Below are 24,565 nucleotides of genomic sequence, written 5' to 3' on the forward strand. Positions count from 1 at the left end.
GCGGTGTCTCCGTGAGGCGATGGTGGGGTTGGGGTAGAGCCGAGCTCGCTCGGCTGGGGCAGTACCGGGAAGGCTTCAGCACAGCGAGCTGCGCTCTACGGAATGGCGGCGCTCATTCGAACGGATAGCCAAGCCTCATCGCGATCGGCGTCAGCGTCGCGAACGGTGCGGCCAGCACGCCGGCGTAGTCGCGCCAGCGGCCGGCCGCCAGGCGCTGACCGCCCAGCGACGGCAGCACCGGGAAGTCGTGACCGAAGGCCTCGCCGAGCACGCGCGCCACGCCCTGCGGATCGGCCTCGATCCCGTCCAGGTGGATCAGGCGATGCGGGTAGAGCTCCTTCTCGTGCAGCACCGCGACCTGCTCCAGCATCGTCGCCAGCCAATCGGCGGCCTGCTCGGGCGAGGCGACCGCCAACGGGGCCGGCGCACCGAACGCGAGCCAGTCCAGCAGCATGTCGCGCGGATCGCGCAGCGCGATCGCCAGCCTGCCCTCGGGCAGGTGCGGGCGCAGCGCCTGCAGCAGCGTGTTGTCCCACCACAGCAGCCAGTCGACGATATTGCCGTTGGCGGCGTCGCGCGCCGCCAGTTGCCCCTTCCAGCTCTCCACCAGCGCTGCCGGCGCCAGCTCGCCCGAAGCCAGCCGCTCCAGCGTGCGGTAGTTCTGCAAGGCGTCCTGCGGCGGCGTGGTGCCGAAGCGGTCATCGCACAGCACCGGGCTGGCCGCGCCCATCACCGCGATCAGTCGTTCGACCTGCGAGCCCGGCGCACCCCACACGAACAACGGCCGCGCGGTGACCTCGGCCGCGACCGGCTCCAGCACCGGCCACTGGCTCGGCTGGCTTTCGGCCTGCGGCGGCAACGGCAGACGGTGCTGGGCCTGCTCGCGGTGGAATTCCATCCAGGTGTCCAGCGCGGCCTGTGGCTGCCCGGCTCGATCCTGCACCTGCCCCAGCCACGGCCGCAGCACGGTGCGCTGCTGCTCGGGCAGGCTCTCGATCAGCGACTGCACGCACGCCACCGCCGCCGGCGGATCACGCTGCAGCAGCGCCTCGACGATGCGCCGCTCGCCACTGAACCGGCCCGGTTCGACCGCCACAATCTGGCGCGCCACGCTCTCGGCCGCTTCAGCATTTCCCTGCATGTCGTGGATGCGCATCAGCGTCTCCAGGGCCGGCATGTGCTCGGGCATCACCAGCAGCCAGCGCTCGACCACTTCGCGCGCCGCGTCGCCACCGACCGGCTCGATCGCCAGCCGTGCCAGCCACAGATCGTGCACGCCGCTGCTGGTCGCCAACGCGGCTTCCAGCGTGGCGCGCGCGTCGTCGACCGCGCCCAATCGTTCCCACGCCACCAGCAGCGCCTGCAACGTGCGGCGTTCGCCCGGCCACGCCGCCAACGCCTGCTTCAGATGCGGCACCGCCTCGGCCGGATGCCCGGCCTGCAGCTCGAACTCACCGGCCAGCCGACGCATCGCCGGCGTGTCGCCATCCGGCTGCGCCAACACCTGCTGGATCGCCTCGATCGCATCATCGATACGGCCCTGGCGCTGCGCCAGCTGCGCGATCAACCCACGCAACGCCGTGCCCGGTGGATTCAACCCGATCACCCGCGCGAAAGCACGCTCGGCGAAGGCGAAGTGACCCTTCTGCAGGTAGGCGAAGCCGAGCGAGAACAGCACGCGCGAATCGTCCGGCAGCTGTTCGGAGGCACGCGCGAGCAACGCCAGCGCGCGATCGGCATCGCCACGGTGCAGCGCCACGGTCCCTTCCAATGTGGTGACCTGCGGATGGTCTGCCGCGACCCGCGCGGCGGTCTTGGTCAAGCGCTCGGCCTCGTCCAGATCCTGCCGCGCGATCGCCAGATGCGCCTGCATCACGTAGGTCGCCAGCTGATTGGGATCGAGCGAGGTACTGAGCGAAAGCGCGCTGTCGGCGGCATCCAGATCACGCCCGGCGACCAACAGCCCGGCACGCTGCAGATGCAGCCCAGCCTCCTCCGGCGCCAGCGCGATCGCCGCATCAACGGCGGCCAACGCGCCGGCAACGTCGCCCTGCTGCTGCAACGCCACGCCCAACCAGCGCTGCGCGCCGGGCGCATGCGCATCCCGAGCCACCCATTCACGGGCCAGCGCAACAGCATCGTCAGCCGCATCGCGGCGCAGGGCTTCGAGAATCTGTTCTTGCATGGCGTCCGACGTTTTCGAGTCAAACCCCTATTGTACCGGCCCAACCCGCACACCCGGCTTTGGCCGTGGTTTGGCCGTGGCTTTAGCTTGGCCGTTGCCGTTGCCGTTGCCGTTGCTCGTGATTTTGCTTTTGCTCTTCGCCTTTGACTTACCGGGGCCCCTGCCGCAGCGGTGGAGACGGCGGGTAATACCCCGCAGGGGCGACGCACATGGATGTGCGTCGTTTTCTGCCGCGACAGGAAGTCGCGTCAGAAAATCCCGTCGGCTCCGCGGACCCGTAGCGAAGCGTAGGGCGCGTAGGCCGGGGTGTGCTTTCTTTGGGTTACCTTTCTTTGCACAAGCAAAGAAAGGTAACTCGCTCCGAAGGAGCGAAAGCCTTTGCTGTTGAAGTTGCTGTTGCTGTTGCTTCAAACCCGAGAAGCAACGTCCATGGATCCCCGCCTTCGCGGGGATGACGGTAGATAGATGGCGGGAAGTCGCTGGGCCCTCGCCTACGCGGGGATGACGGTGGCACGTTGGCTCGAAAACGCACGTAATCCCATCCCTGCGGAGGCAATAAGCGTCAGCTCACCGCCCGACAACAAACACAAATTCAACCACCCAAATCCAACCGCTCCGCCACCCACCGCTCCGCAAACCCATCCCCCCGGGCATTCTCAAGAAACCCGCAATGCCCCCCCCAATGCGCCACTTCCAGATGCGCACTGGCCGGCAACTGCAACCCATGAAAATCCTCGAAAGGAATCACCGGATCGTCCTCGGCCATCAGGATGTCGACCGGAATCTGCAAGCCCGCCAACCGATCACCCGCGATCGAATAACTGTCGAAATACGCCTCCAGCGAACCATGCCCGGTATGGCGCTCGGCCAACCACGCCATCAACCCGCGCATGTCCATCGCCAGCGTCGCATCGTCGTACCCGTGCTGCTCCGGGAACAGCGCACGCTTGCGCTCCAGCGACTCGCGCCACTTGCGGCGGAAATACCAGTCATAGAACTGCGGGCCGTCCTCGATACGCACCATCGTGGTGGCCGGATCCAGCAGCGGGCACACCGCAGCCACACGTTCCAGCGGCAATCCCGCGGCCGGCGCACGCAACCCCACGCGCAGCGCGAAGTTGCCGCCCAGCGAATAACCTGCGGCCAACAGACGCGGCGCGGGAAACCGTCGCCACAGATCGCAGGCCGCATTGACGACCTCTTCGACGCGATCGGAATGGAACAGATCGGCGTTGAGGTGATGGGTACCGCCGTGATCGCGGAAGTTGAGCCGGAACACCTGATAACCCAGCCCCAGCAGGCGCGCAGCGGTCATCCGCATGTAATTGGAATCGGCGCTGCCTTCCCAGCCGTGCAACAACAATACGGTGCCGCGCGGCTCGCCCTCGCGCGGGACGCTCAGCCAACCCTGCAGGCGTACACCGTCGCCACCATCGAGGATGTGCTCAGTGGTGATCGCGCCAGTCGCCGCCAGCAGGCGTTCGCCACGACGGCGGCGCAGCGCACTGGAGCCGAGCACCGACTGCACATGCGGATTGCGAAGCCAGCGCGGCGGATTGAAGTCGTCGGCGTTCATGCATGCACGCCTCCGCGCGGTCAGGAATCCATCGCCGCGACGATGCGCGCGCGCGAGGTTTCGGCAATGAGGCGCCGGCCTTCCAGGTCGTGTGCGGCGATCGGCTCGAGGAAATGGATCTCGGCCACGCGCGCCGGTTCACCGAGCAGGCGCAGGAAGTTGGCGAAGAAGCTCTCGTGCGGCCCGAACGCGACCGTGGTCTGCGCGCTGCCGCGCTCGCCGTAGCGCAGCGCCACCGGTTGCACCGGCACGCCGGCCTCGACGCCGGCCTGGAAGATGCGGGCATGGAACGGGCCGACTTCCGCACCGCCCCGGGTGCGCCCTTCCGGAAACACGCCGATCGACCTGCCACTGCGCAGCCGCTGCAGCATCACCTGCAACACGCCGCCGAGCGATTCGGTGTTGCCGCGCTGGTGGAAGATGGTCTGCCCACGCGCGGCCAGCCAACCGATCAACGGCCAGCCGGCGATCTCCTGCTTGGCGACGAAGCCCATCACCCGCTGGCTGTGCAGCATGCTGATGTCGACCCAGCTGACGTGGTTGGCCACGAACACGCTCGGGCCATTCAGCGGCGTGCCGAAACGACGCAGGCGGAACCCGAAGATGCGCATCAGGTTGCCCTGCCACCAGCGGATCATCACCTGCTCCAGGGTGTCGTACGCGCCGAACCGGATATTGGCGAGCGGCGTCACCACGATGCACAACATCGTGGCCGGCAGGCCGATCAGGATATGCAGCAGTAGCAGCGGCACGCGGTACAGGTAACGGAACCAGCGCAGCGTGCCGCCAGCGTCGCGCGTGGCGGGCAGGGAAGACTCGCTCATTCGGGCAAGGTACCGGAAAACGTGGGAGGAAGCGCGGCTATTGTGGCAGCAGATGCCGCTCCGCGCAGTGCCGGCGATGGGTGAGCGTGTTCCAGTGGCGGCACATACCGGCTCTGTACGCCACGTAGAGCCGAGCTTGCTCGGCTGAAGCATCCCCCGGTGAAGTCTCAGCCGAGCAAGCTCGGCGCTACGGTCGGGACCGCGTCACCACTGCCAGGGTCAGCCGCGAGACGCAGACGCGGCGGCCGGCCTCGTCCTCGATCGTGATGTCCCAGACCTGGGTGCTGCGTCCGACATGCACGGCGCGCGCGGTCCCGGTCACGCGGCCTTCGGTGGCCGCGCGCAGGTGATTGGCGTTGATCTCCAGACCCACGCACATCTGCGTGGCCGGATCGACACACAGGTTGCCGGCGCTGCTGCCGAGCGTCTCGGCCAGCACCACCGAAGCGCCACCGTGCAGCAGGCCATAGGGCTGGCGGGTACGCGCATCGACCGGCATGGTCGCGCGCACCCAATCCTCGCCAGCCTCGGTGAACACGATGCCGAGGTGTTCGATCAGCGTGTTGCGACTGAGTTCATTGAGTTGATCGATGGAAACGGGGGCACGGAAGACCATGGGCTGCTCCGGACGTGAATTGGATATCGAGGCACCGTAGGAGCGCATTCTTCACAGAATCGGCACCAGGCCGGCACCGAACGCCGTCAGCATCCGCACCAGCAGCCACTTCGGGCCGACGTTGACCTCGGGGAAATCCCCCACCGCGACATAGCACTGGTGGAAATACGGGTCCTGCCGCTTGAGCGGGAACGGGCAATCCGGGCCCGGCTTGAATTCGTAGTTGGTGGCGTAGCGCCAGGGCCAGAAATCCAGCACCGGCAGCGCCTCGGACACCTTGCCGACGCTGTAGTTGAGCCCGCTGAGCACCGGCGGCTTCACCCGCGGCGCCACGGTCCAGGAATTCTCCGGCGAGATGTCGCGCTCGATGCTGGCCGCCAGCGCCTGCGCGAATGCCGGATCCTCGATCACCACCGCGCCTTCGGTGTTGTAGTTCTCGCTGCGCGGGTCGAAGTTGTGCGTGCCGACCACGCCGACCCGACGATCCACCACCAGCGACTTGGCATGCAGGCCCATGCGTGCGCCGTCACGGGTGACCGGCAGCGGCTTGTTGACCGCGCCGGTGCCCAGGAACGAAGGCCGCGTCTCGGTGCGCAGCAGGCGTCGATCCACCACGCTGCCGCCCTCACGCCCACTGCCACTGGCACCGCCGCTGCCGCGCACGGCGTTGCCGAACGCACTGCCGCCGATCACGCGGTTGTCGCGATGATTGCCGCCGTTCTCGCCGAGTGGATGCGGCAGCAGGTTCTCGTAATCGATCGGCGCGTTCAGCGGGAACGGCTTGTACTCGTAGATGTTGAAGCCCAGCTCGCGCAGGTTGCGCCGCTTGTACTTGTACGACAGCGCGTAGACGATCGGGTTGTCGGTCGAAGCCAGGCTGTTGGTCGCCACCACGATGTGCGGCGGATGCTCGTGCTTGCGCAGCTCGCGGAAGATCTGCCGTGCCGGATCGGACAGCACCAGGTACGGCGTCTGCAGGATCACTTCCTTCTGCGCACCGGCGATCAACCCGTCCAGTTCCGGCGCGGTGGATACCGCTTTGGCGTTGTGTTCCTTGCGATGCTTCTGCGGCAGGTCGGCGTAGTAGCGCACGCGCTGCACCGGCAGTGCGGTATCGACGAAGCGTTCGCGGACGAAGTCCGGATCGGCCGCCTCGGCGGCGACACGCGCGACCCGATCCGGGCGCTTGAAGGGTTCCGGCGGCATCGTCGGCACGCCCTGCTGCAACAGCATGCGGCCGACATCGTTGAGCCGCTCGGCCGGCACGCTGCGCTGCGCGCGCCAGAACGCGTCGAAATTGGCGGCCATCGCGCGCACCTCCGGGCCGGCGACGATCACGTCGCGATCGCGGAAGTTGTACTCGCTGTCCCAGTCGTAGTAATCGTCCTGGTAGTTGCGCCCGCCGACCACGCCGACCACGTCATCGATCACCAGCAGCTTGTTGTGCATGCGCTGGTTGAAGCGGCGGAAGCAGCACAGCACGCTGCCAACGTAGTCGAAGTAGCTGAGCTTGGCCTTGCCGAAGGTCGGGTTGTAGATGCGCAGCTCGAAGTTCTGGTGCGCGCCGGCCAGCGCGCCGAGGATGCGCAGGTCGGAGATCGCCGAGAGCTGGTCGATCAGCAGCCGCACCTTGACCCCGCGCCGGGACGCGTCGAGCAGCGCGTCCATCACCATCCGCGCGCTGTCGTCCTTGTCGAAGATGTAGGTCTGCAGGTCGATGCTGCGGGTGGCGGCGTGGATCAGGTTCAGGCGTGCGACCAGCGCCTCCTCGCCATGGTCGAGGAGGGTGGCGTAGTGGCGCGGGGTCTGTGCGGTGGACTGGGTGATCGCGCTACCGCCCAGCGCGCGCAGCGGCGAGGGTCGGGCACAGCGGTCGGGCTGGTCGCAATCGAGCGTGGTCTGGCGCGCGGCCACGGCGATCGCGGCGGCCTGGTTGCGCTGGGCGCTGGACAGGCTGGCGCAACCGCTGGCGAACAGCACGGCTGCCAGCATCAGGTACCGCAGCGGCGAACTCACGGTTGCGGCTTCTCCAGAAGGCGCGCGCGCAGTACGAAGGTCACCCTGTCACCCAGGGCCACCTGCCAGCTGTCCATTCCATAACGTCCACGCAGGACCGTACCGCGACTGATCACGTCGCAATCATAGCCCGGGCGGACACATTCCGCCGGCATCACCCTCAGCGTTTCCAGGTGGGTGACGCCCCGCAGCGTGAGGTTTCCGACGATATCGCCACCGTATTCGCCGATCGTCGGCGAATACGGCAGCGAGTCGAACTGCACCACCGGGTGATGCGCCACGTCGAAGAAATCCTCGCCGCGCATCCAGGCGGTGTAACGCGGCTTGCCGGGGATCTCGACCTGGTCGGTGAACATGCGCAGCTGGACCTGATGGCGGCCGTCCGGCAGCACCAGGATGTCACCGTCGAAGCGGTGGAACACCCCGACGATCTTCTGGCCGAAGCGGGTGCGGATCTCGAACCCGAACTGCGAGCGCTCCGGGTCCAGCGGCAACTTCTGCTGTGCCAGCGCCGACGGCGCCCAGCACAGCGCCAGCAGTGCCGCCGCCAGCCAGTGCCAGATGCTCCCTGCTGCCCGCAGGGGCAATCCACGCGGCGGTCCTGCGACGCCCCGGTGGATCGGGCTCGATGAGGCGCAGGCCGGCATCATGACGCAGTCGCAAGACGACATGCGCTGCCTCCTTCCCCGTGCTTCCCCTCAGATCCGGCATACCGCGGCTGGATCATGATCAAGCGCTCATGGCCACCAGAATGCGGTCAGGCGGGCGATGCCCGGTTCGATCGTCGCCTCCAGCGGCAGCGCCAGCAGCGCGATCGAGGCGGTCGGCATGCCGCGGTAGTCGCCGGTCTGGCCGCTGTGCATCAGCGCCGCCAGCCGTTCCAGGCCGGGGTTGTGGCCGACCAGCAGCAGCCGCTCGGCCTCGCGATGCTCATCGACGATCCCGGCCAGCGTGCCCGGGGTGGCCTCGTAGATACGTTCTTCGAGCCGCTGCTCGATGTAGCCGGTCAGCCCGAGCACCGCCTCGAGCGTCTCGCGGGCGCGTCGCGCCGGCGAGCACAGCACGCGGTCGGGCACCAGCCGCTGTTCACTCAGCCAGCGCCCGGCCGCCTCGGCCTCGGCCAGGCCGTGCGGGGACAGCGGGCGATCGAAATCGGCCTGGCCGGTGTCGGCCGGCTCGGCATGGGCGTGTCGCAGCAGAATCAGTTCGCGCATTGGGTTCTTCCAGACTCCAGATTCAGGCTTTGTCCAACCATGCCAGCAGCGGTTCCCAGTCCTGCTGGTGATCGCGGACCTGGGCGGAACGGTAATCGAACAGGCTGCGCCCCAGCCCGGCCAGCACCACGTAGGCCTGGCTGTCGCGCAGCTGGGCGACCAGCGGGTAGGGCCAGGCGCCGATCATCTCGACCGCCTGCTGGCTGGTCTGGGTCCACGGCTTGCTGCGGTTGAGCACCAGCCCGACCGGCAATTTGCGCTGGTGGACCCGCGGCACCTTGGCCAGGGTGTTGAGGAAACCGACGATCGCCTCGATGTCCAGCGCCGAGGCCAGCACCGGTACGACCACCGCGTCGGCCCGCTCCAGAAAGGGTTCCAGTTCTTCGGCCATCGCCCCGGCCGGGGCATCGATGATGAGCTGCTGGGTGTCCTCGGGAACCGATCCGAGCCACTTGCGCCTGCGGGTCGCGTCGACCGGCAGGACCGCCGATTCCAGCCCGGCGCGGCGCTCGGCCCAGCGCGTGGACGAACCCTGGGGATCGGCGTCCGCCAGTACCGTCCGCCTGCCCTGCAATGCCGAATGTGCCGCCAGATTGGTGGCGATCGTGGTCTTGCCCACGCCGCCCTTGGAGCCCGCCACCAGGAACGTCTTCATGCACGTCTCGCTTCCGGGAACAGGCTGGCAGCGTACACCGCGTGCCGGTGAGGAGGTAGTCGAGGATGATGACCGTCGTGCCCGGGGTCGAATCGACAAATGTCGATACACCCCGGATCGCTTGTTATCGTGGCGGCCCCTCGGGCGCGTCACCCTTTGCCCGGGCGGGTCTTGTTGGATCTGTCGGGGACGGGTGACATGCCCCAAGCAAGGGAGCCGCCGTGAGCGAACTGCAGGACCTGAGCGCGTTGATCCGCGCCAACACCCCACTGATCGTCATCGAGACCCAGGACGAGGGCCGGATCGTGGAGCTGTTCCGGCAGGCGCTGATGCAGGTGTGGCGCGCGCTGTATCGCTGGACCATCACCGAGGGCCTGCGCCGGATCGACCTGGACCGCGAGGACGAGCCGGTCGGGCCGCCCGACGCCAGTGCGCTGCTGCAGATGATCCGCCAGGCCGACCAGCGCGGCATCTACCTGATGCTCGACGTGCACCCGTACCTGGGCTACGCCAGCCACCAGCGCCTGCTGCGCGACATCATCCAGCGCCGCCACTGCGAGCCACATGTGCTGGTGATGATCGGCGCCAGGATCGAGCTGCCGCCGGAACTGGAACCGTTGGCGACCCGTTTCAATCCGCGCCTGCCCGACGCCAACGCGCTGCTGAAGATGCTGCGCGAGGAAGGCGCCGACTACGCCCGCGAGCACGGCGGCCGGCGCGTGGAAGTGGACAACGCCGCGGTCCAGCAGATCCTGCGCAACCTGCAGGGCCTGGGCCTGCCGGATGCGCGCCGGATCGCGCGCCAGTTGATCTTCACCGACGGCGCGCTCAGCCAGGACGACCTGCCGCAGCTGGCGAAGCTGAAGTTCGAACTGCTCAACCGCAGCGGCCACCTGCACTACGAGTACGACAGCGCGCGCTTTGCCGACGTGGCCGGCGCCAACCGGCTCAAGCGCTGGATCGGCCAGCGCCGCGCGGTGTTCGTGTCGGGCACCGCGCCGCCCGGACTGGACCCGCCGCGCGGCGTGTTGCTGCTGGGCGTGCAGGGCTGCGGCAAGTCGATGCTGGCCAAGGCCACCGCCGCCGGCTTCGGCGTGCCGCTGCTGCGGCTGGACTTCGGCACGCTCTACGACAAGTACCACGGCGAGACCGAGAAGAACCTGCGCTCGGCGCTGACCTCGGCCGAGCAGCTGGCGCCGTGCGTGCTATGGATCGACGAGATCGAGAAGGGCCTGGCCAGCGGCGGCGAGGACGGCGGCGTCTCGCGCCGGGTGCTCGGCTACCTGCTGACCTGGATGGCCGAGCGCAAGGCGCCGGTGTTCATCGTCGCCACCGCCAACCAGGTGCACGAGCTGCCCGCCGAGCTGCTGCGCAAGGGCCGCTTCGACGAGATCTTCTTCGTCGACCTGCCCACGCCGGACACGCGCGTGGAGTTGCTGCGCCTGCATCTGTCACGCCGTGGGCTGGACCCGGAAGGCTTCGCGCTACCGGCCCTGGCAGCAGCAAGCGATGGCTTCTCCGGCGCGGAGATCGAGCAGGCGATCGTCGCCGGCCTGTACGCCGCGCACGCCGAGCAGCGCCCACTCGACACCGACCTGCTGATGGCCGAGATCCGCGGCACCCGGCCGCTGTCGGTGATGATGGCCGAGCAGGTGCAGGCGCTGCGCGAGTGGGCTGCCGAGCGGACCGTGCCGGCTGATTGAGGCGATCGATTCCTTGCGGGCACGATGCTGGCCAGGGCGTGTCATCCGTGGTGAGGGGATCAGCTTGTGATTCCCGCACAGGCGGGAGTCGAAGTCACCGGGAAGCGACCCGGATCAACCCGCCAGCCGCCCCAGCAGCCACGCCCAGGCCGGCAGTGTCAGCAGCGAGAGCAGGATGCTGTAGCCGACCATCGCCGCGGCCAGGCGCGGGGCGAGGCGGTGCGAGATCGCCATCGCGGCGGCGGTGATCATCGTCGGCATCGCGGTTTCCAGCACGTTGGCCTGGAGCATCAGGCCATGCAGGCCGAGCGCCCATGACAACGGCAGCGACAATGCCGGCATCACCAGCAGTTTGAGCAGCAGGCCGACGCCGAGTGGCTTGAGTTCGTCGGCGGGCAGGCGCAGTTGCAGCGAGAAGCCCACTGCCAGCATCACCAGCGGCAGCATCGCGTCGGCCAGGCTTTTCAACGCCGCACCGATCCAGGCCGGCGGCTGCTCCGGCATCAGCGTGGCGGCGAACAGCAGCGCCCACAGCGGCGGGAAACGCAGCATCCGCAGCACCACCGCGCGCGTGCTCGGCGGCGTGTCGCCACCGTAGCGTGCCATCACATATACGCCAAAGGTCGACAACAACACGAACGTCCCGAACTGGTCGTACACCACGGCATACGGCAACGCGGGATCACCGAGCAGCGCGCGCACCATCGGATAGCCAATGAAGCTCGAATTGGTCAGCACCACGCACATCAGCAGCGCGGCGTGTTCCTCGCGACGGAAGCCGAACAGCCGCGTGCTCAGCCACACCAGGCCGGTCGCGACGATGGCCAGCAGCCACGGTGTCACCACGAGCCCGGCGAGCGTGGCGTCCAGATGCAGGCGCGGCACATAGGTCAGTACCGAGGCCGGCAGGCACACGTAGAGCACGACGCGATTGAGCACGTCGGCGGTGTTCTCCGGCAATGCGCGCAGGCGTGCGAACAGCAATCCCAGCGCGAGCATCGCCAGGATCAGGGCAAACGCATCGAAAGCCATGTCAGCCGTGCAACAACGGTCGATCGTGAGGGAAGCTCAGGATCGCATGCCCGCCACCATGGCGATCCACCGCTACGGCCACGCCGGCGGATTGGCCCGCCAGGCGGCCAGCACGTCGGCCAGTGCGGCGCGATCGGCATCGCTCCACTCCGGCAGCTGTGCGGCGACGCTGGCGGCATCGTTCCATTTGTCCGGCCAGGTGCGCATCGCCGCGGCGTACCACTGCAGCGCCTCGTCCTTGCGACCGGCCTGCCACAGACCGAGCGCGAGGGTCGGCGGCAGCCAGCCGGGGGCGCTTGGTCGGCCGCCGGTCAACAGACTCCATTGCTCGACGGCCCGGGCAGCATCGCCGGTGTGCAACAGGTCCCAGCCGTAGTTCCAGACCACGGTCCGATACTGCTGGCTGGTGCCAGGCAGGTTGGCGATCACTGTCTGATAGAGCTGCTCGCCGAGTTCGCGGCGACCGCTGCGGAAGGCGATGCTGGCCAGCTGCACGCGTGCCTCCACCGCGCGCGGATCACGCTGCACGATCGACGCCAACCGATCGACCACCGCATCGCCCTGGCCCGGAACGGCCACGATCGCGCGCGTGGTGGATTTGTCCTCGTCGAAGTAGAACTCCTTGGGCTTGGGCAAGCCCTGTGCCTGCGCCCCGAAGCAGACAAGCCCCAGCAGGGCCCACGGCAAAGCCCATGCATTTGAAACTTTCACGATGTCGTCCCCCTGAAAACCTGCAAGTAAAGCCTCCTCCCGGCCCCATCCTAGAACGTGTCACGCACTTTAAGAAGAGATACGTGGATGGCCGGCCGTGCAGCGCCTCCACTGCATGCCACCGACGGCCAGCCATCGAGAGGCGGGCTTCACACGCGTCTCGACATTCTTCACACGCTCCGACACGAACAGAGTGAGCACACGACCTCAAGGGAAAAAACGCGCGCTGTTACAATCGTGCAGCCGTTGTGGAAGCTCTTGGATGAGATTCCCACCCGCCACCCTACCGGGAACGCCATGACCAGCATCGCCGAACTCACGTCGCCTTCTTTTGCCAACACCCCGGCGCTCGGCACTCTGGATACCGACTACACGCTCGATCACAAGTACACCCGCACCGACGGGCGTATCTATCTGAGCGGCGTGCAGGCGCTGGTGCGGTTGCCGTTGATGCAGCGGCTGCGCGATGAAGCGGCCGGGTTGAACAGCGCCGGCTTCGTCAGCGGTTATCGCGGCAGCCCGCTCGGCGGCTTCGACCTGGAGCTGTGGCGTGCACGCAAGTACCTGGAAGCGGCCAAGGTGAAGTTCACGCCGGGCCTCAACGAGGACCTGGCGGCGACGATGGTGTGGGGTACGCAGCAGACCAACCTGTTCCCCGGCGCCACCGTCGATGGCGTGTTCGGCATGTGGTACGCCAAGGGCCCGGGCGTGGACCGCACCGGCGACGTGTTGAAACACGCCAATGCCGCCGGTACCTCGCCGCGCGGTGGCGTGCTGGCGCTGGCCGCCGACGACCATGCCTGCCGCAGCTCGACCCTGCCACACGGCAGCGAGGAGGAATTCGTCAGCGCGATGATGCCGATCCTCAACCCGTCGGGCGTGCAGGACGTGCTCGACCTGGGCCTGGTCGGCTGGGCGATGAGCCGCTACACCGGGCGCTGGATCGGCTTCAAGGTGATCGCCGAGACGGTGGAGTCGTCGGCTTCGGTGGACGTGGACCCGTTCGCGCGCCGGATCGTGCTGCCGGAGGATTTCGAACTGCCACCGGGCGGCTTGAGCATCCGCTGGCCGGATCCGCCGCTGGACCAGGAAATGCGCCTGCACCGTTATGCGGTCAAGGCCGCGCAGGCATTCGCGCGCGCCAACGGCGTGGACAAGGTGGTGATGGACGCGCCGAACGCGCGGCTGGGCATCGTCACCACCGGCAAGAGCTATCTGGACGTGCTGCAGGCGCTGGAATACCTGGGCCTGGACGAGCGTGCCTGCGCCGATATCGGCATCCGCCTCTACAAGGTCGGCATGACCTGGCCGCTGGAGCCACACGGCATCAGCGCGTTCGCGCGCGGGCTCGAAGACATCGTGGTGGTGGAGGAGAAGAAGGCCTTCATCGAGTCGCAGATGAAGGAGCTGTTCTACAACTGGCCGGCGGCCTGGGGCGCGCGTCCGAGCATCGTCGGCAAGTACGACGAGCGCGGCGAGTGGATCCTGCCCTCGACCGGTGAGCTGACCCCGGCCACCATCGCCGCGGTGATCGGCAAGCGCATCCAGCGCTTCTTCAGTACCGAATCGATCGTGCAGCGACTGCTGTGGATGGAGGAGAAGGAAGCGGAGATGACCCAGCCGCGCGCCAACTTTCCGCGCGTGCCGCACTACTGCTCCGGCTGCCCGCACAACACCTCCACGGTGGTGCCGGACGGCTCGCGCGCGATGGGCGGGATCGGCTGCCACTACATGGTGACCTGGATGGGCCGCCACACCGAAACCTTCACCCACATGGGCGGCGAAGGCGTCACCTGGTCGGGGCAGGCGCCATTCACCGACACGCCGCACGTGTTCCAGAACCTGGGCGACGGCACCTATTTCCACAGCGGCACGCTGGCGATCCGCCAGTCGATCGCCACCGGCGTCAACATCACCTACAAGATCCTCTACAACGATGCGGTCGCGATGACCGGCGGCCAGCCGGTGGACGGTACGCTGAGCGTGCCTGACATCGCCCAGCAGATGCGCGCCGAGGGCATCCACACCATCGCGCTGGTGTCCGATGAGATCGACAAATGGACGCGCCGGCGTGAGCTGTTCCCGGCCGATGTCGAGTTCCACGATCGCGCCGAACTCGACGAGGTGCAAAAGCGCCTGCGCGAGGTCAAGGGTGTGTCGATCCTGATCTACGACCAGACCTGCGCCACCGAGAAGCGCCGCCGCCGCAAGCGCGGCAAGCTGCCCGATCCGGCCAAGCGCACCGTGGTCAACTCGCTGGTCTGTGAGGGCTGCGGCGATTGCGGCGAGAAGAGTTTCTGCGTGTCGGTGCTGCCGAAGCAGACCGAGTTCGGACGCAAGCGCGATATCGACCAGTCCAACTGCAACAAGGACTTCTCCTGCGTGTCGGGCTTCTGCCCGAGCTTCGTCACCGTGCACGGCGGCCAGCTGCGCAAGGGCGAGAAGAGCGACGCGGCGACGTTGCTGGACAACCTGCCAGAGCCGGAATTCCGCAGCGATCTGTCGCGGCCCTGGAACATCCTGATCACCGGCGTCGGCGGCACCGGCGTGGTGACGATCGGCGCGCTGCTCGGCATGGCCGGGCACCTGGAGGGCAAGGGCGCAACCGTGCTCGATCAGACCGGTCTGGCGCAGAAGGGCGGCGCGGTGACCACGCACTTCCGCATTGCGCGCACCCCGCAGGACCTGCACGCGGTGCGCATCGCCGCGGGCGAAGCCGATCTGGTGCTGGGCTGCGACATGGTCGTGGTCAACGACTACTGGGCGCTGTCGAAGGTGCGCGCCGGGCGCTCGCAGGTCGTGCTCAACACCTACGAGGCGATGCCGGGCAGCTTCACCACGCAGCCGGACATGCGCTTCCCGGCGGCGGAGATCGTCGCCGGCGTGCGCGTGGCGCTGGGCGGTCGCGAGCCGTATCTGCTCGACGCCACCCAGCTCGCCACCGCGCTGCTCGGCGATGCGATCGCCGCCAACCTGTTCATGCTCGGCTATGCGTGGCAGCTCGGCCTGGTGCCGGTGTCGCTGGCGGCGTTGATGCGCGCGATCGAACTCAACGGCGCGGCGGTGGCGATGAACAAGCAGGCCTTCGCCTGGGGCCGGCTGGCGGTGATCGACCTGCCGGCCCTGCAGCAGGCGGCCGGGCAGCGCACCCCGGCCACGGCCGACGAGCATTCCGTGCCGGGTCTGCTGCCGAGCGAGCGCGAGAGCGGCGCGGCCCGCCTGGTTCAGCATCGTCCCGATCAGTCGCTGGACGAGCACGCGCCGCTGGACGACACCCGCCTGTCGCGCTCGCTGGACGAGTTGATCAACCGCCGCATCGCCTTCCTGACCGACTACCAGGACAGCGCCTACGCCGCTCGCTACCGCAACCTGGTCGAACGCGTACGCGCCACCGAAACACGCCGCGCGCCGGGCTCGACCGCGCTGACCGAGGCGGTGGCGCGCTACTACTTCAAGCTGATGGCCTACAAGGACGAGTACGAAGTGGCGCGGCTGTATACCAGCGGCGATTTCCAGCGGCGATTGCAGCAGCAGTTCGAAGGTGACTACCAGGTCCGCTTCCACCTCGCACCGCCGCTGCTGGCCAAGCGCGACGCGCACGGCCACCTGCTCAAGCGCGAGTACGGCCCGTGGATGTTCACCGCGTTCAAGTGGCTGGCGAAGTTCAGGAAACTGCGTGGCACCCGTCTGGACGTGTTCGGCTACACCGCCGAGCGCCGCAGCGAGCGCCAGCTGATCGCCGACTACGCCGTCACCGTGCAATCGCTGCTGGACAAGCTCGACGCCGACAACGTCGGCCTGGCCGCGCAGATCGCCGCCATTCCCGAACACATCCGCGGCTATGGCCACGTCAAGGAAGCGCACCTGCAGGAAGCCAAGGCACGCGAGGCCGCGCTGCTGGCGCAATGGCGCAATCCGAAGGCGTTGCACATCGTGCAGGCGGCTTGAATCGAGGACGACGCATACATGTCGGCGTTCGTTGACATTCAGTCAATGTAATCGAATGGTTACTTTTCGTCCCTTGCCGATGAGGCGCATTATCGACGCATGGCGAGGACATGTAAGCGTTCGAATACATTGCCCCGATGTCGTCGTTCGTCTACATTGTGGCCATGAGCATCCTGCAGACCCCCGGCGATATCGGCAACGCGATCCGGCGCCAGCGCAAGGCCCTGGGCTGGGATCAGGCAAGGCTCGCCCATGAGATCGGTGTAAGCCGGCAATGGATCATCGATATCGAGAAGGGCAAGGCGCGTGCGGAACTGCAACTGGTGCTGCGCGCACTGCACGTACTTGACCTGCGATTGAGCGTGACCACGCCCATGGATGCTGCAGCGAACCCAGCCGCAGCATTCCATCCCACGACGCCGACTGCCAGCGTGGACATCAACGCGATCCTGGACCGATACACGCACCACCGGATCGTGGAACCGCATACCTACCGAGTGCAGGAAGCAGCCGTCTCGCCGGACCGAACCGTGGCTGGGCAAGGCCCGGCAGATACGAAAGCAACGCTGCCGCCCTCGCGCACAAACAAGCACCTCCCCGGCAAGCCTCCAGCCAAGCCCGGGAAAAACACGCAATGACATTGCGTGTCCTGCTTGCAGACCGTGTCATCGGCGCGCTCGATGCCGACAGCCACGGCCGCCCGACGTTCGCCTACGAACGTGACTGGCAGGACGATCCTTCCGCCATCCCGCTCTCGCTCAGCCTGCCACTCGGCCGCGACCGACATCCGCCAGACACCGTCGCGGCCGTGCTGTGGGGTCTGCTTCCGGACAATGAGCACACGCTGCAGCGATGGGCTTCGCGATTCCAGGTTTCGCCACGCAACCCACTGGCATTGCTGTCGCATGTCGGCGAGGACTGCGCCGGTGCAGTGCAGTTTGTGGACGAGACGCGCCTGAGCGAAGTTCTCTCCGGCGCAGCCGATCAAATCGAGCCGCTGTCCGAGGACGGAGTCGCCATGCGATTGCGGCGCGTGCGCCAGGACGTCGGTGCCGGGCGCCAACCCGACGACGTTGGTCAGTTCAGCCTGGCCGGCGCGCAGGCCAAGATCGCCTTGCTCAAGACCGGGAGTGGCTGGGCCATTCCCGCCGGCCGCATCCCCACGACCCACATCCTCAAGCCGCCGAGCGGGGAGTACGACGGCTTCGTTGAGAACGAGCTGTTCTGCCTGCGTCTGGCGCATCGGCTCGGCCTGCCCACGGCCTGGAGCGAAGCCTTGCGTTTCGGCGAGGAAATGGCGATCTGTGTCGAACGCTACGATCGCCTCCATCACGGCGATGCTTGGTTGCGCATCCACCAGGAGGACTTCTGCCAGGCGCTGGGCGTCATGCCCCAGATCAAGTACCAGAACCAGGGTGGCCCGAGCGCTACCGATCTGGCAGGCGTCCTGTGGAGTTATTCCTCGCAACCGCGCAGAGATGTCGAAACGCTGTTCCAGGCACTGGTATTCAATTACCTGGCCGGCGGTACCGATGCACACGCCAAGAACTACTCGCTCCTGCTCGGCCAAGGCGGTCAAGTTCGGTTGGCGCCGCTTTACGACATCTCCAGCGCGCTGCCTTACCCACAGCTGCAGCAGCGCAAGATCAAGCTGGCGATGAAAGTCGGCAGCCACTACCGCTGGTGGGATATCCGTCCCAGCGACTGGATCGCACTGGCGGCGGAAATGCGCCTGGACAAGGACCAGATGCTGTCCTGGATCATGTCTACCGCCGGCATGCTTCCCGAGCTGGCTCACGACCTGGCGCTGACACTTCACGAGGAGGGAATCGATCACCCGATCCTCGATCGTTTGCTGCAAGCCATCGCAGCCGCCTGCCATCGTACCCTCAAGCTTTTTCAGGCGGCCCTTGCCGATACCTGAAAATTCCGTGGCTTCTCACGGTCACGATGCACGCAACAACCGCAGCCCCACCCAATTGCGCGGATCATTCCAGCCATGGGTCACGCGTAGCCCGGCGATCGCAGCCAGCTCGGCGAAGCGGGTATCGCTGTACTTCTGGCTGTATTCGACCTGCATCGACTCACCGTCCTCGAAGCGGAAGCTGCGGCCGGCCACGTGCACGGTCTGCGCGCGTTGGCTGACCAGGAATGTTTCCACGCGTTCGCGTTCGATCACGTACACCGCGCGATGCACGAAGCCTTTCAGGTCGAAGTCGCTGCCGATCTCACGGTTCAGGCGCAGCAGCAGATTGAGGGTGAAGCGCGCGGTGACGCCGGCCGCGTCGTTGTAGGCGGCCTCGATCAGCGCCGGTTCCTTGATCAGATCGATGCCGATCAGCGAGACGCCCTCGCGTCCCATGCTCCTACGCATCGCATCCAGCAGGCGCACCGCCTCGGCATCGGTGAAGTTGCCGAGCGTGGAGCCGGGGAAGAACATCAACATGCGTCGTGCATGCCGCTGCGCATGCGGCAGTGCCAGCGGGCGGGTGAAGTCACCGCACACCGGCAGCATCTCCAGCTGCGGGAAACGTCGCGACAGGCGCATGGTGGCATCGAGCACCGCCGTGCGCGAAATCTCCACCGGCGTATACGCCACCGGATCGGCAAGTCCTTCCAGCAGTCGTCGCGTCTTGCGCCCGCTGCCGCTGCCGTACTCGACCACGTGCGTGCCGGGGCCGATCGCCTGCGCGATCGCCGGCATGCGCGCCTCCAGCAACTCCAGCTCGGTGCGGGTCGGGTAGTACTCCGGCTCGCGGGTGATCGCTTCGAACAGGCGCGAGCCCTCGGCGTCGTAGAAATACTTGGACGGCAGGCGCTTGGGGCTACCCGCCAATCCAGCGACCACGTCGGCGGCGATATCGCTCGACGGTGGATGAAGATCGGTCAACACCACGCGTGTGTGCTGCCTCACGACAGCAGGCGCGTTCATGGCAGATCCTTGGCCAGGCGCACGCCGGTGAACTGCCAGCGCGCATCGGATGGGAAGAAATTGCGATAGCTGGCACGGACGTGATCGCGCGGCGTCGCGCAGCTGCCACCGCGCAGCACCCATTGCGCGTTCATGAACTTGCCGTTGTATTCGCCCAATGCGCCGGGCCATGGCTTGAAGCCGGGGTAGGGCAGGTAGGCACTGCCGGTCCATTCCCAGACATTGCCGTAGAGCTGTTGCAGGCCGGCATCGCTGGTCGTCACCGACAACGGGTGCAGCGCATCGTCCTCGACGAAATTGCCGTTCACCTGCATGCCGGTGGCGGCTTGTTCCCACTCGGCCTCGCTCGGCAGCCGCGCGCCGGCCCAGCGCGCGAACGCATCGGCCTCGAACAGGCTCAGGTGGCACACCGGCGCATCCGCATCACGTTCGCGCCAGCCGGCCAGTGTGAATTCGCGCAGACCGTCCACGTGCCAGTACAGCGGCCGTTGCCAGCCTTGCGCCTGCACGGTCGTCCAACCCTCGCTGAGCCACAGGGTCGGCGTCACGTAACCGCCGTCATCGACGAAATCCTGGTATTCGCGATTGCTGACCGGACGGCTCGCCAACGCGTGCGCCGGCACCATCACGCGATGACGCGGCGATTCGTGGTCGTAGGCGAACGCGCTGGCAGCCGGCCATGCGGCCGCACCGATCTGGGCGATGCGTTCACCGCGTGGCAGCCAGCGCAGCGTGGAGGTGCCGGCGTGTCGGGATTTCAGGTCGTCGCGATACGCCGGCTGCAGCGGATTGCTCCACAACGCGTGCTTGATGTCGGTCAACAGCAGTTCCTGATGCTGCTGCTCGTGCTGGATGCCCAGCTGCAATGCGTCGAGCGCCTGCGTTGTGAGTACGCCGCGTTGCAGACGCTCGATCACGGCAGCTTCCACCGCGGCGCGGTAATCACGCACCTGCGCCAGCGACGGCCGCGACAGCAATCCGCGACGCGGCCGTGCATGCGCCGGGCCGATGCTCTGGTAGTAGCTGTTGAACAGAACATCCCAGGTCGGCGCGAGCGGCCGATAGTGCGAATCCGAACGCAACACGAAACGCTCGAAAAACCACGTCGTATGCGCCAGATGCCATTTGGCCGGACTGGCATCGTCCATGCTCTGCACCATCGCATCCTCGGCACTCAATGGTGCGGCCAGTTGCGTGGTCAAGCTGCGTGTCTGCAGGAAGGCGTCGAGCAGCATGGCATCGCGCTGGCCGTCGCGTGGATCGGAAACCGTGGGAATCGAATGCATGCCTGCATGCTTGGGCAGCAGGTGTGAACACACCGTCAGCGCGGCGCCTGTTCATCACTATGTTTCAGACGCGATGCTCCAGAAATGTTGAAACACGCGATCGCGGTCATGGTTTCCGCCTTGCCAGTCATCCGGCTGTGCGAAAGCCCATCACGAATGACAATCCAAGAATGGCAATCCAACGCGGATTTGTTCGAGGCTTCCTTAACGCGGCGGCGCCAATAATTCCTTCGCGCTGAGATAACCGTCGCCGTCGGCATCCTGCTTGTGGAAGCGCTCGGTCAGCATCGCGCGGTGCTGCGCGCGCGTCACCGGTTTGCCTTGGCCGCCAGGCAACTCGCCGGCATCGAGCACGCCATCGTGATTGCGGTCACGTTGATCGAAGGCGTAGGTCATCCAATCCAGGTATTCATCCAGGCTGATGCGACCATCGCCATCGCGATCCATGCGTCGCAGGTATTCGCCGGTATCGGTGACCTGTGCCGCGACGGTACCGGCCAAGACCAGCGTCAGCAGCGCCCAGTACGACGAACGCCGCACAAGGCGGCGTCCGGCGGTAATGCGTGGATCGGGTGTCATGCGGTGCGCAGCGCGTAACCCTTGAGCCGCTCGGCATAGGCCTGCAGCGCAGCAATGCCGCTGGCCTCGGCCTCGTGGCACCACTGCTGCAGGTTGCGCAGGCGCTCGGCCGCATCGTGACTGCGCGCTTCCAGCAACGTCGACAGGCGTGCGCGGTATTCGACCAGGGTCCGCATGCGCGGCCGTTGTTCGACCCAGGCGCGCAGTTGCTCGCGCGCGTCCGGCTTGAGCCAGCGGCCGTCGTCGACCAGGCCCTTGCGCAGGCGCCGCGGCAGCAGCTGGCGCAGCTTGGCGCCGGCGGCGGCGGCTTCTTCCTTCAATGCCGGCGTGAATACGTTGCGCTGGTAGTCGGTCATCGCCAGGAAGCGGTGCGAGAGCAGCGCGCGCAGCGTGTCGGCATCGGGCACGGCGATGTTCGGGCGGATGTCGAGCTTGGGCGCCACGCGCAGCACCTTGGCCAGGCGCAGCGGTTCCAGCATGCGGATCGCAGCCCAGCCGATGTCGAACTCCCAGCGCCGCATCGAGAAGCGCGCCGAGCTGGGGAAGGCATGGTGGTTGTTGTGCAGTTCCTCGCCGCCAATCCAGAACGCCCATGGCGTCAGGTTGGTGGAGGTGTCGGCCGAGGCGAAGTTGCGGTAGCCCCACCAGTGGCCAAGGCCGTTGACCACGCCAGCGGCCCAGAACGGGATCCACGCCATCTGGATCGCCCACAGCGCCACGCCGGGCAGGCCGAACAGCAACGTGTTGATCGCAAACAGCAGCACCGGGCCGAGGTTGGCGTGCGGGGTGTAGAGGTGGCGCTCGATCCAGTCGTCCGGCGCGCCCTTGCCGTACTGCTCGATGTCGCTGCGCATCGCGCGCGCTTCGCGGTACAGCTCCACGCCGCGCCAGAACACCCGGCTGATGCCCTTGGTCTGCGGGCTGTGCGGATCCTCCTCGGTCTCCACCTTGGCGTGGTGCTTGCGGTGGATCGCCACCCACTCGCGGGTGATCATCGAGGTGGTCAGCCACACCCAGAAGCGGAAGAAGTTGGCCAGCGCCGGATGGAAGTCGACGCCGCGGTGCGCCTGGCTGCGATGCAGGTACAGCGTCACCGCGAAGATGGTGATCTGGGTGAAGACCAGCAGCACCGCGAGCATGCCCCACCAGCCCGGCGCGAGCAGGCCGCCGACGAGGAAGTTGATGATCGGGTCGAACAGCATGGCGGGGCTCCTTGTCGACGGGCGGCGCGGGTGGCACTGGGTGGAGACATCATGGGGCGATTGGCGGCAAACTTCACCCGTCGCCGGCGTATGTCGTTCAGGCGATCCCTCACGATGCCGCCAGACTCCGCATTCATGTCCGTAGCCGCCCATGCCGTCGCCGTTTCACCCGCTCTGATCGAACTCGACCACGCCAGCGTGATGCGCGGCCAGGTCAAGGTGCTGCACGAACTCAGCCTGCGCATCGACGCCGGCCAGCACACCGCGATCCTCGGCCCCAATGGCTGCGGCAAGTCGTCCTTCATCAAGCTGATCACCCGCGAGCTGTATCCGCTGGCGCGCGCCACCGGCGAGGCGCCGGTACGGGTGCTGGGGCAGACCCGCTGGCAGGTCGACCGGCTGCGCTCACAGCTGGGCATCGTCACCGGCGACCTCAGCGTCAACCTCGCCGACATGCCGGGGCTGACGGTGGAAGACGCGGTGCTGACCGGGTTCTTCGCCAGCTATGTGGTGCCGGCCCACCGCGAGGTCAGCGAGACGATGCGCGAGCGTGCCCGCGAGGCACTGGCACTGGCCCGGGCATTGCCGCTGCTGCATCGCCCCTACGCCGAGCTGTCGGCCGGCGAGACCCGGCGCGTGCTGATCGCGCGGGCGCTGGTCAACCGCCCGCAGGCACTGCTGCTGGACGAGCCGTCCACCGGGCTGGACCTGATCGCCCGCCAGCATCTGGTCGAGACCATGCGCCACCTCGCCCAGCAGGGCATCACGCTGGTGCTGGTGACCCACCACATCGAGGAAATCGTGCCGGAGATCACGCGGGTGATCCTGCTGCGGGGCGGCCGCATCTTTGCCGATGGCGAACGCGATGCCTTGCTGACCGATGAGAAGCTTTCGGCGGTGTTCGACGGCCCGATCCGGGTGCAGTGTGAGGATGGGCGTTATTCGGCGGTGGCGGGCTGATAGCTGCCCATATGGGCCGGTGATCCTTTGTGGGAGGGACTTCAGTCCCGATGCTTTACCGATAGCTTCTGTCGGGACTGAAGTCCCTCCTACAAAGGCTGAAGCCACTCTGCCAGGCTCGCCCACATCGAACCTAACCCGGCCTTTCCTTCTCCCGTTTCAAGAACACATCCAGCCAACATCCATGCCCTCTGCCCGCCTGCGCACTATCGCCCTGTCCTCTCTGTTCGCAAGCCTGGCGCTGACCGGTTGTTCGAGCACCCCGCACACCACCGCCGGCAGCGCGCACGAAGGCGAGGCCAAGGCGATCGGCTACCTCGCCGCCAACGCGGTGCCCGACAGCCTGGCGCTGGTGCCGCCACCGCCGGCGGCCGGATCGGCCGGTTTCGCGCTCGACGAAGCCGTGAGCAAGCAGGCGCTGGCGCTGCGCGGCACACCGCGCTTCGTGCAGGCCACCCGTGACGCCGACCTGAGTTTCCCGGCCGGGGCCGACCACTTCGCCTGTGCGGTCGGGGTGCCGATCGACCGTCAACACACGCCACATCTGTACACCTTGCTGGAACGCAGCCGCATCGACGCCAGCGCGGCGACCAAGGCCGCCAAGAACCACTACCAGCGCCCGCGTCCGTTCATGCTCAACGATCAGCCCACCTGCACGCCGGACGATGAAGCCGGACTGCGCAAGAACGGCTCGTATCCGTCCGGGCATACCTCGATCGGCTGGGCCTGGGCGCTGATCCTGAGCGAGATCGACCCGACGCATGCCGATGCGATCCAGGCGCGCGGGCGCAATTACGGCGAGAGCCGGCTGGTGTGCAATGTGCACTGGCAGAGCGACATCCTCGAAGGCCGCTTCATGGGCGCGGCCACGGTGGCACGGCTGCACGACGATGCCGCGTTCCGCAGCGACCTGGCGGCGGCACGCAAGGAAATCGCCGCCGTCCGCGCGCAGGGCTTGAAGCCGGCGCAGGACTGCGCGGCCGAGACCGAGGTGCTGAAGGTCCGCCCCGACAGCGCGCTGTAACAGATTTCGTAGGAGCGGCTTCAGCCACGATGAGGCTCTACCGGGAAAGCCCCTCGCGGCTGAAGCCGCTCCTACGGAACCCGGTTGCTCATGAGGTGGCGC

20 protein-coding genes are annotated in these 24,565 nt (G+C 67.1%); 6 read left to right on the plus strand and 14 right to left on the minus strand.

Annotated elements, in window-relative coordinates; translation table 11 throughout:
* Positions 1 to 112: 112 nt before the first annotated feature.
* From AC3WJE_RS12465 to AC3WJE_RS12500, 8 genes are all read right to left on the minus strand, one after another.
* Complete coding sequence (locus AC3WJE_RS12465) at positions 113 to 2,185, minus strand: tetratricopeptide repeat protein (RefSeq protein WP_493731124.1); 2,073 nt, start codon at positions 2,183 to 2,185, stop codon at positions 113 to 115.
* Positions 2,186 to 2,777: 592 nt separating this feature from the next.
* Positions 2,778 to 3,761 carry a YheT family hydrolase gene (locus AC3WJE_RS12470; RefSeq protein ID WP_493731125.1) on the minus strand — a complete coding sequence of 328 codons (984 nt, stop codon included), beginning with the start codon at positions 3,759 to 3,761 and terminating at the stop codon, positions 2,778 to 2,780.
* A 20-nt stretch (positions 3,762 to 3,781) separates the two neighbouring features.
* Positions 3,782 to 4,585 (minus strand): lysophospholipid acyltransferase family protein, encoded by an 804-nt coding sequence (locus tag AC3WJE_RS12475; RefSeq protein WP_493731126.1) that lies wholly within the window; start codon positions 4,583 to 4,585, stop codon positions 3,782 to 3,784.
* A 187-nt stretch (positions 4,586 to 4,772) separates the two neighbouring features.
* Positions 4,773 to 5,201 carry a hotdog fold thioesterase gene (locus tag AC3WJE_RS12480; protein WP_493731127.1) on the minus strand — a complete coding sequence of 143 codons (429 nt, stop codon included), beginning with the start codon at positions 5,199 to 5,201 and terminating at the stop codon, positions 4,773 to 4,775.
* A gap of 51 nt (positions 5,202 to 5,252) precedes the next feature.
* Positions 5,253 to 7,217 carry a phospholipase D family protein gene (locus AC3WJE_RS12485; protein WP_493731128.1) on the minus strand — a complete coding sequence of 655 codons (1,965 nt, stop codon included), beginning with the start codon at positions 7,215 to 7,217 and terminating at the stop codon, positions 5,253 to 5,255.
* Entirely contained in the window at positions 7,214 to 7,888 is a 675-nt protein-coding gene (locus AC3WJE_RS12490; RefSeq protein WP_493731129.1) for a YceI family protein, read from the minus strand. Before AC3WJE_RS12490 ends, AC3WJE_RS12485 begins: the two co-directional genes overlap by 4 nt.
* A 66-nt stretch (positions 7,889 to 7,954) precedes the next feature.
* Positions 7,955 to 8,431, minus strand: coding sequence for a SixA phosphatase family protein (locus AC3WJE_RS12495; RefSeq protein ID WP_493731130.1), 477 nt, complete (start codon positions 8,429 to 8,431; stop codon positions 7,955 to 7,957).
* A gap of 22 nt (positions 8,432 to 8,453) precedes the next feature.
* Complete coding sequence (locus AC3WJE_RS12500) at positions 8,454 to 9,086, minus strand: ParA family protein (RefSeq protein WP_493731131.1); 633 nt, start codon at positions 9,084 to 9,086, stop codon at positions 8,454 to 8,456.
* 221 nt (positions 9,087 to 9,307) lie between these two features.
* On the opposite strand from AC3WJE_RS12500, the gene AC3WJE_RS12505 reads away from it, so the two are divergent.
* Positions 9,308 to 10,789 carry an AAA family ATPase gene (locus AC3WJE_RS12505; protein WP_493731132.1) on the plus strand — a complete coding sequence of 494 codons (1,482 nt, stop codon included), beginning with the start codon at positions 9,308 to 9,310 and terminating at the stop codon, positions 10,787 to 10,789.
* A 114-nt stretch (positions 10,790 to 10,903) separates the two neighbouring features.
* Here AC3WJE_RS12505 and AC3WJE_RS12510 read toward each other — a convergent pair whose 3' ends face one another.
* Both AC3WJE_RS12510 and AC3WJE_RS12515 read right to left on the minus strand, forming a co-directional pair.
* Positions 10,904 to 11,821, minus strand: a complete 918-nt coding sequence (locus tag AC3WJE_RS12510) for an AEC family transporter (protein WP_493731133.1) — start codon at positions 11,819 to 11,821, stop codon at positions 10,904 to 10,906.
* Between the two features lie 72 nt (positions 11,822 to 11,893).
* The gene (locus tag AC3WJE_RS12515; RefSeq protein ID WP_493731134.1) at positions 11,894 to 12,457 is read right to left on the minus strand and encodes a tetratricopeptide repeat protein; all 564 of its coding nucleotides are present in this window, start codon (positions 12,455 to 12,457) and stop codon (positions 11,894 to 11,896) included.
* Positions 12,458 to 12,829: 372 nt separating this feature from the next.
* On the opposite strand from AC3WJE_RS12515, the gene AC3WJE_RS12520 reads away from it, so the two are divergent.
* The 3 genes from AC3WJE_RS12520 (at position 12,830) to AC3WJE_RS12530 (ending at position 18,404) form a co-directional block, all read left to right on the plus strand.
* The gene (locus AC3WJE_RS12520) at positions 12,830 to 16,480 is read left to right on the plus strand and encodes an indolepyruvate ferredoxin oxidoreductase family protein (RefSeq protein WP_493731135.1); all 3,651 of its coding nucleotides are present in this window, start codon (positions 12,830 to 12,832) and stop codon (positions 16,478 to 16,480) included.
* Between the two features lie 137 nt (positions 16,481 to 16,617).
* Positions 16,618 to 17,118: a helix-turn-helix transcriptional regulator gene (locus AC3WJE_RS12525; RefSeq protein ID WP_493731136.1), complete on the plus strand. Its 501-nt coding sequence runs from the start codon at positions 16,618 to 16,620 to the stop codon at positions 17,116 to 17,118.
* Positions 17,115 to 18,404, plus strand: coding sequence for a type II toxin-antitoxin system HipA family toxin (locus AC3WJE_RS12530; protein ID WP_493731137.1), 1,290 nt, complete (start codon positions 17,115 to 17,117; stop codon positions 18,402 to 18,404). The genes AC3WJE_RS12525 and AC3WJE_RS12530 overlap by 4 nt, the downstream gene beginning before the upstream one ends.
* A 21-nt stretch (positions 18,405 to 18,425) precedes the next feature.
* Here the strand turns inward: AC3WJE_RS12530 and egtD are convergent, their stop codons facing one another.
* The 4 genes from egtD to AC3WJE_RS12550 form a co-directional block, all read right to left on the minus strand.
* Positions 18,426 to 19,412 (minus strand): L-histidine N(alpha)-methyltransferase, encoded by a 987-nt coding sequence (gene egtD / locus AC3WJE_RS12535; RefSeq protein ID WP_493731138.1) that lies wholly within the window; start codon positions 19,410 to 19,412, stop codon positions 18,426 to 18,428.
* Positions 19,409 to 20,698 carry an ergothioneine biosynthesis protein EgtB gene (egtB, locus tag AC3WJE_RS12540; protein WP_493731139.1) on the minus strand — a complete coding sequence of 430 codons (1,290 nt, stop codon included), beginning with the start codon at positions 20,696 to 20,698 and terminating at the stop codon, positions 19,409 to 19,411. The genes egtD and egtB overlap by 4 nt, the downstream gene beginning before the upstream one ends.
* 204 nt (positions 20,699 to 20,902) lie before the next feature.
* On the minus strand, positions 20,903 to 21,277 hold the full coding sequence (locus AC3WJE_RS12545) for an EF-hand domain-containing protein (RefSeq protein ID WP_493731140.1): 375 nt from the start codon (positions 21,275 to 21,277) through the stop codon (positions 20,903 to 20,905).
* A complete protein-coding gene (locus AC3WJE_RS12550; protein ID WP_493731141.1) occupies positions 21,274 to 22,479 on the minus strand; it encodes a DesA family fatty acid desaturase in 1,206 nt (401 codons plus the stop codon). Before AC3WJE_RS12550 ends, AC3WJE_RS12545 begins: the two co-directional genes overlap by 4 nt.
* A gap of 135 nt (positions 22,480 to 22,614) precedes the next feature.
* Between AC3WJE_RS12550 and AC3WJE_RS12555 the strand changes: the two genes are divergently transcribed.
* Entirely contained in the window at positions 22,615 to 23,439 is an 825-nt protein-coding gene (locus AC3WJE_RS12555; RefSeq protein WP_493731142.1) for an ABC transporter ATP-binding protein, read from the plus strand.
* Between the two features lie 184 nt (positions 23,440 to 23,623).
* On the plus strand, positions 23,624 to 24,463 hold the full coding sequence (locus AC3WJE_RS12560) for an acid phosphatase (RefSeq protein ID WP_493731143.1): 840 nt from the start codon (positions 23,624 to 23,626) through the stop codon (positions 24,461 to 24,463).
* The last annotated feature ends 102 nt before the right edge of the window (positions 24,464 to 24,565 follow it).

The sequence above is a fragment of the Pseudomonas sp. GW821-FHT07E12 genome, assembly GCF_058986605.1.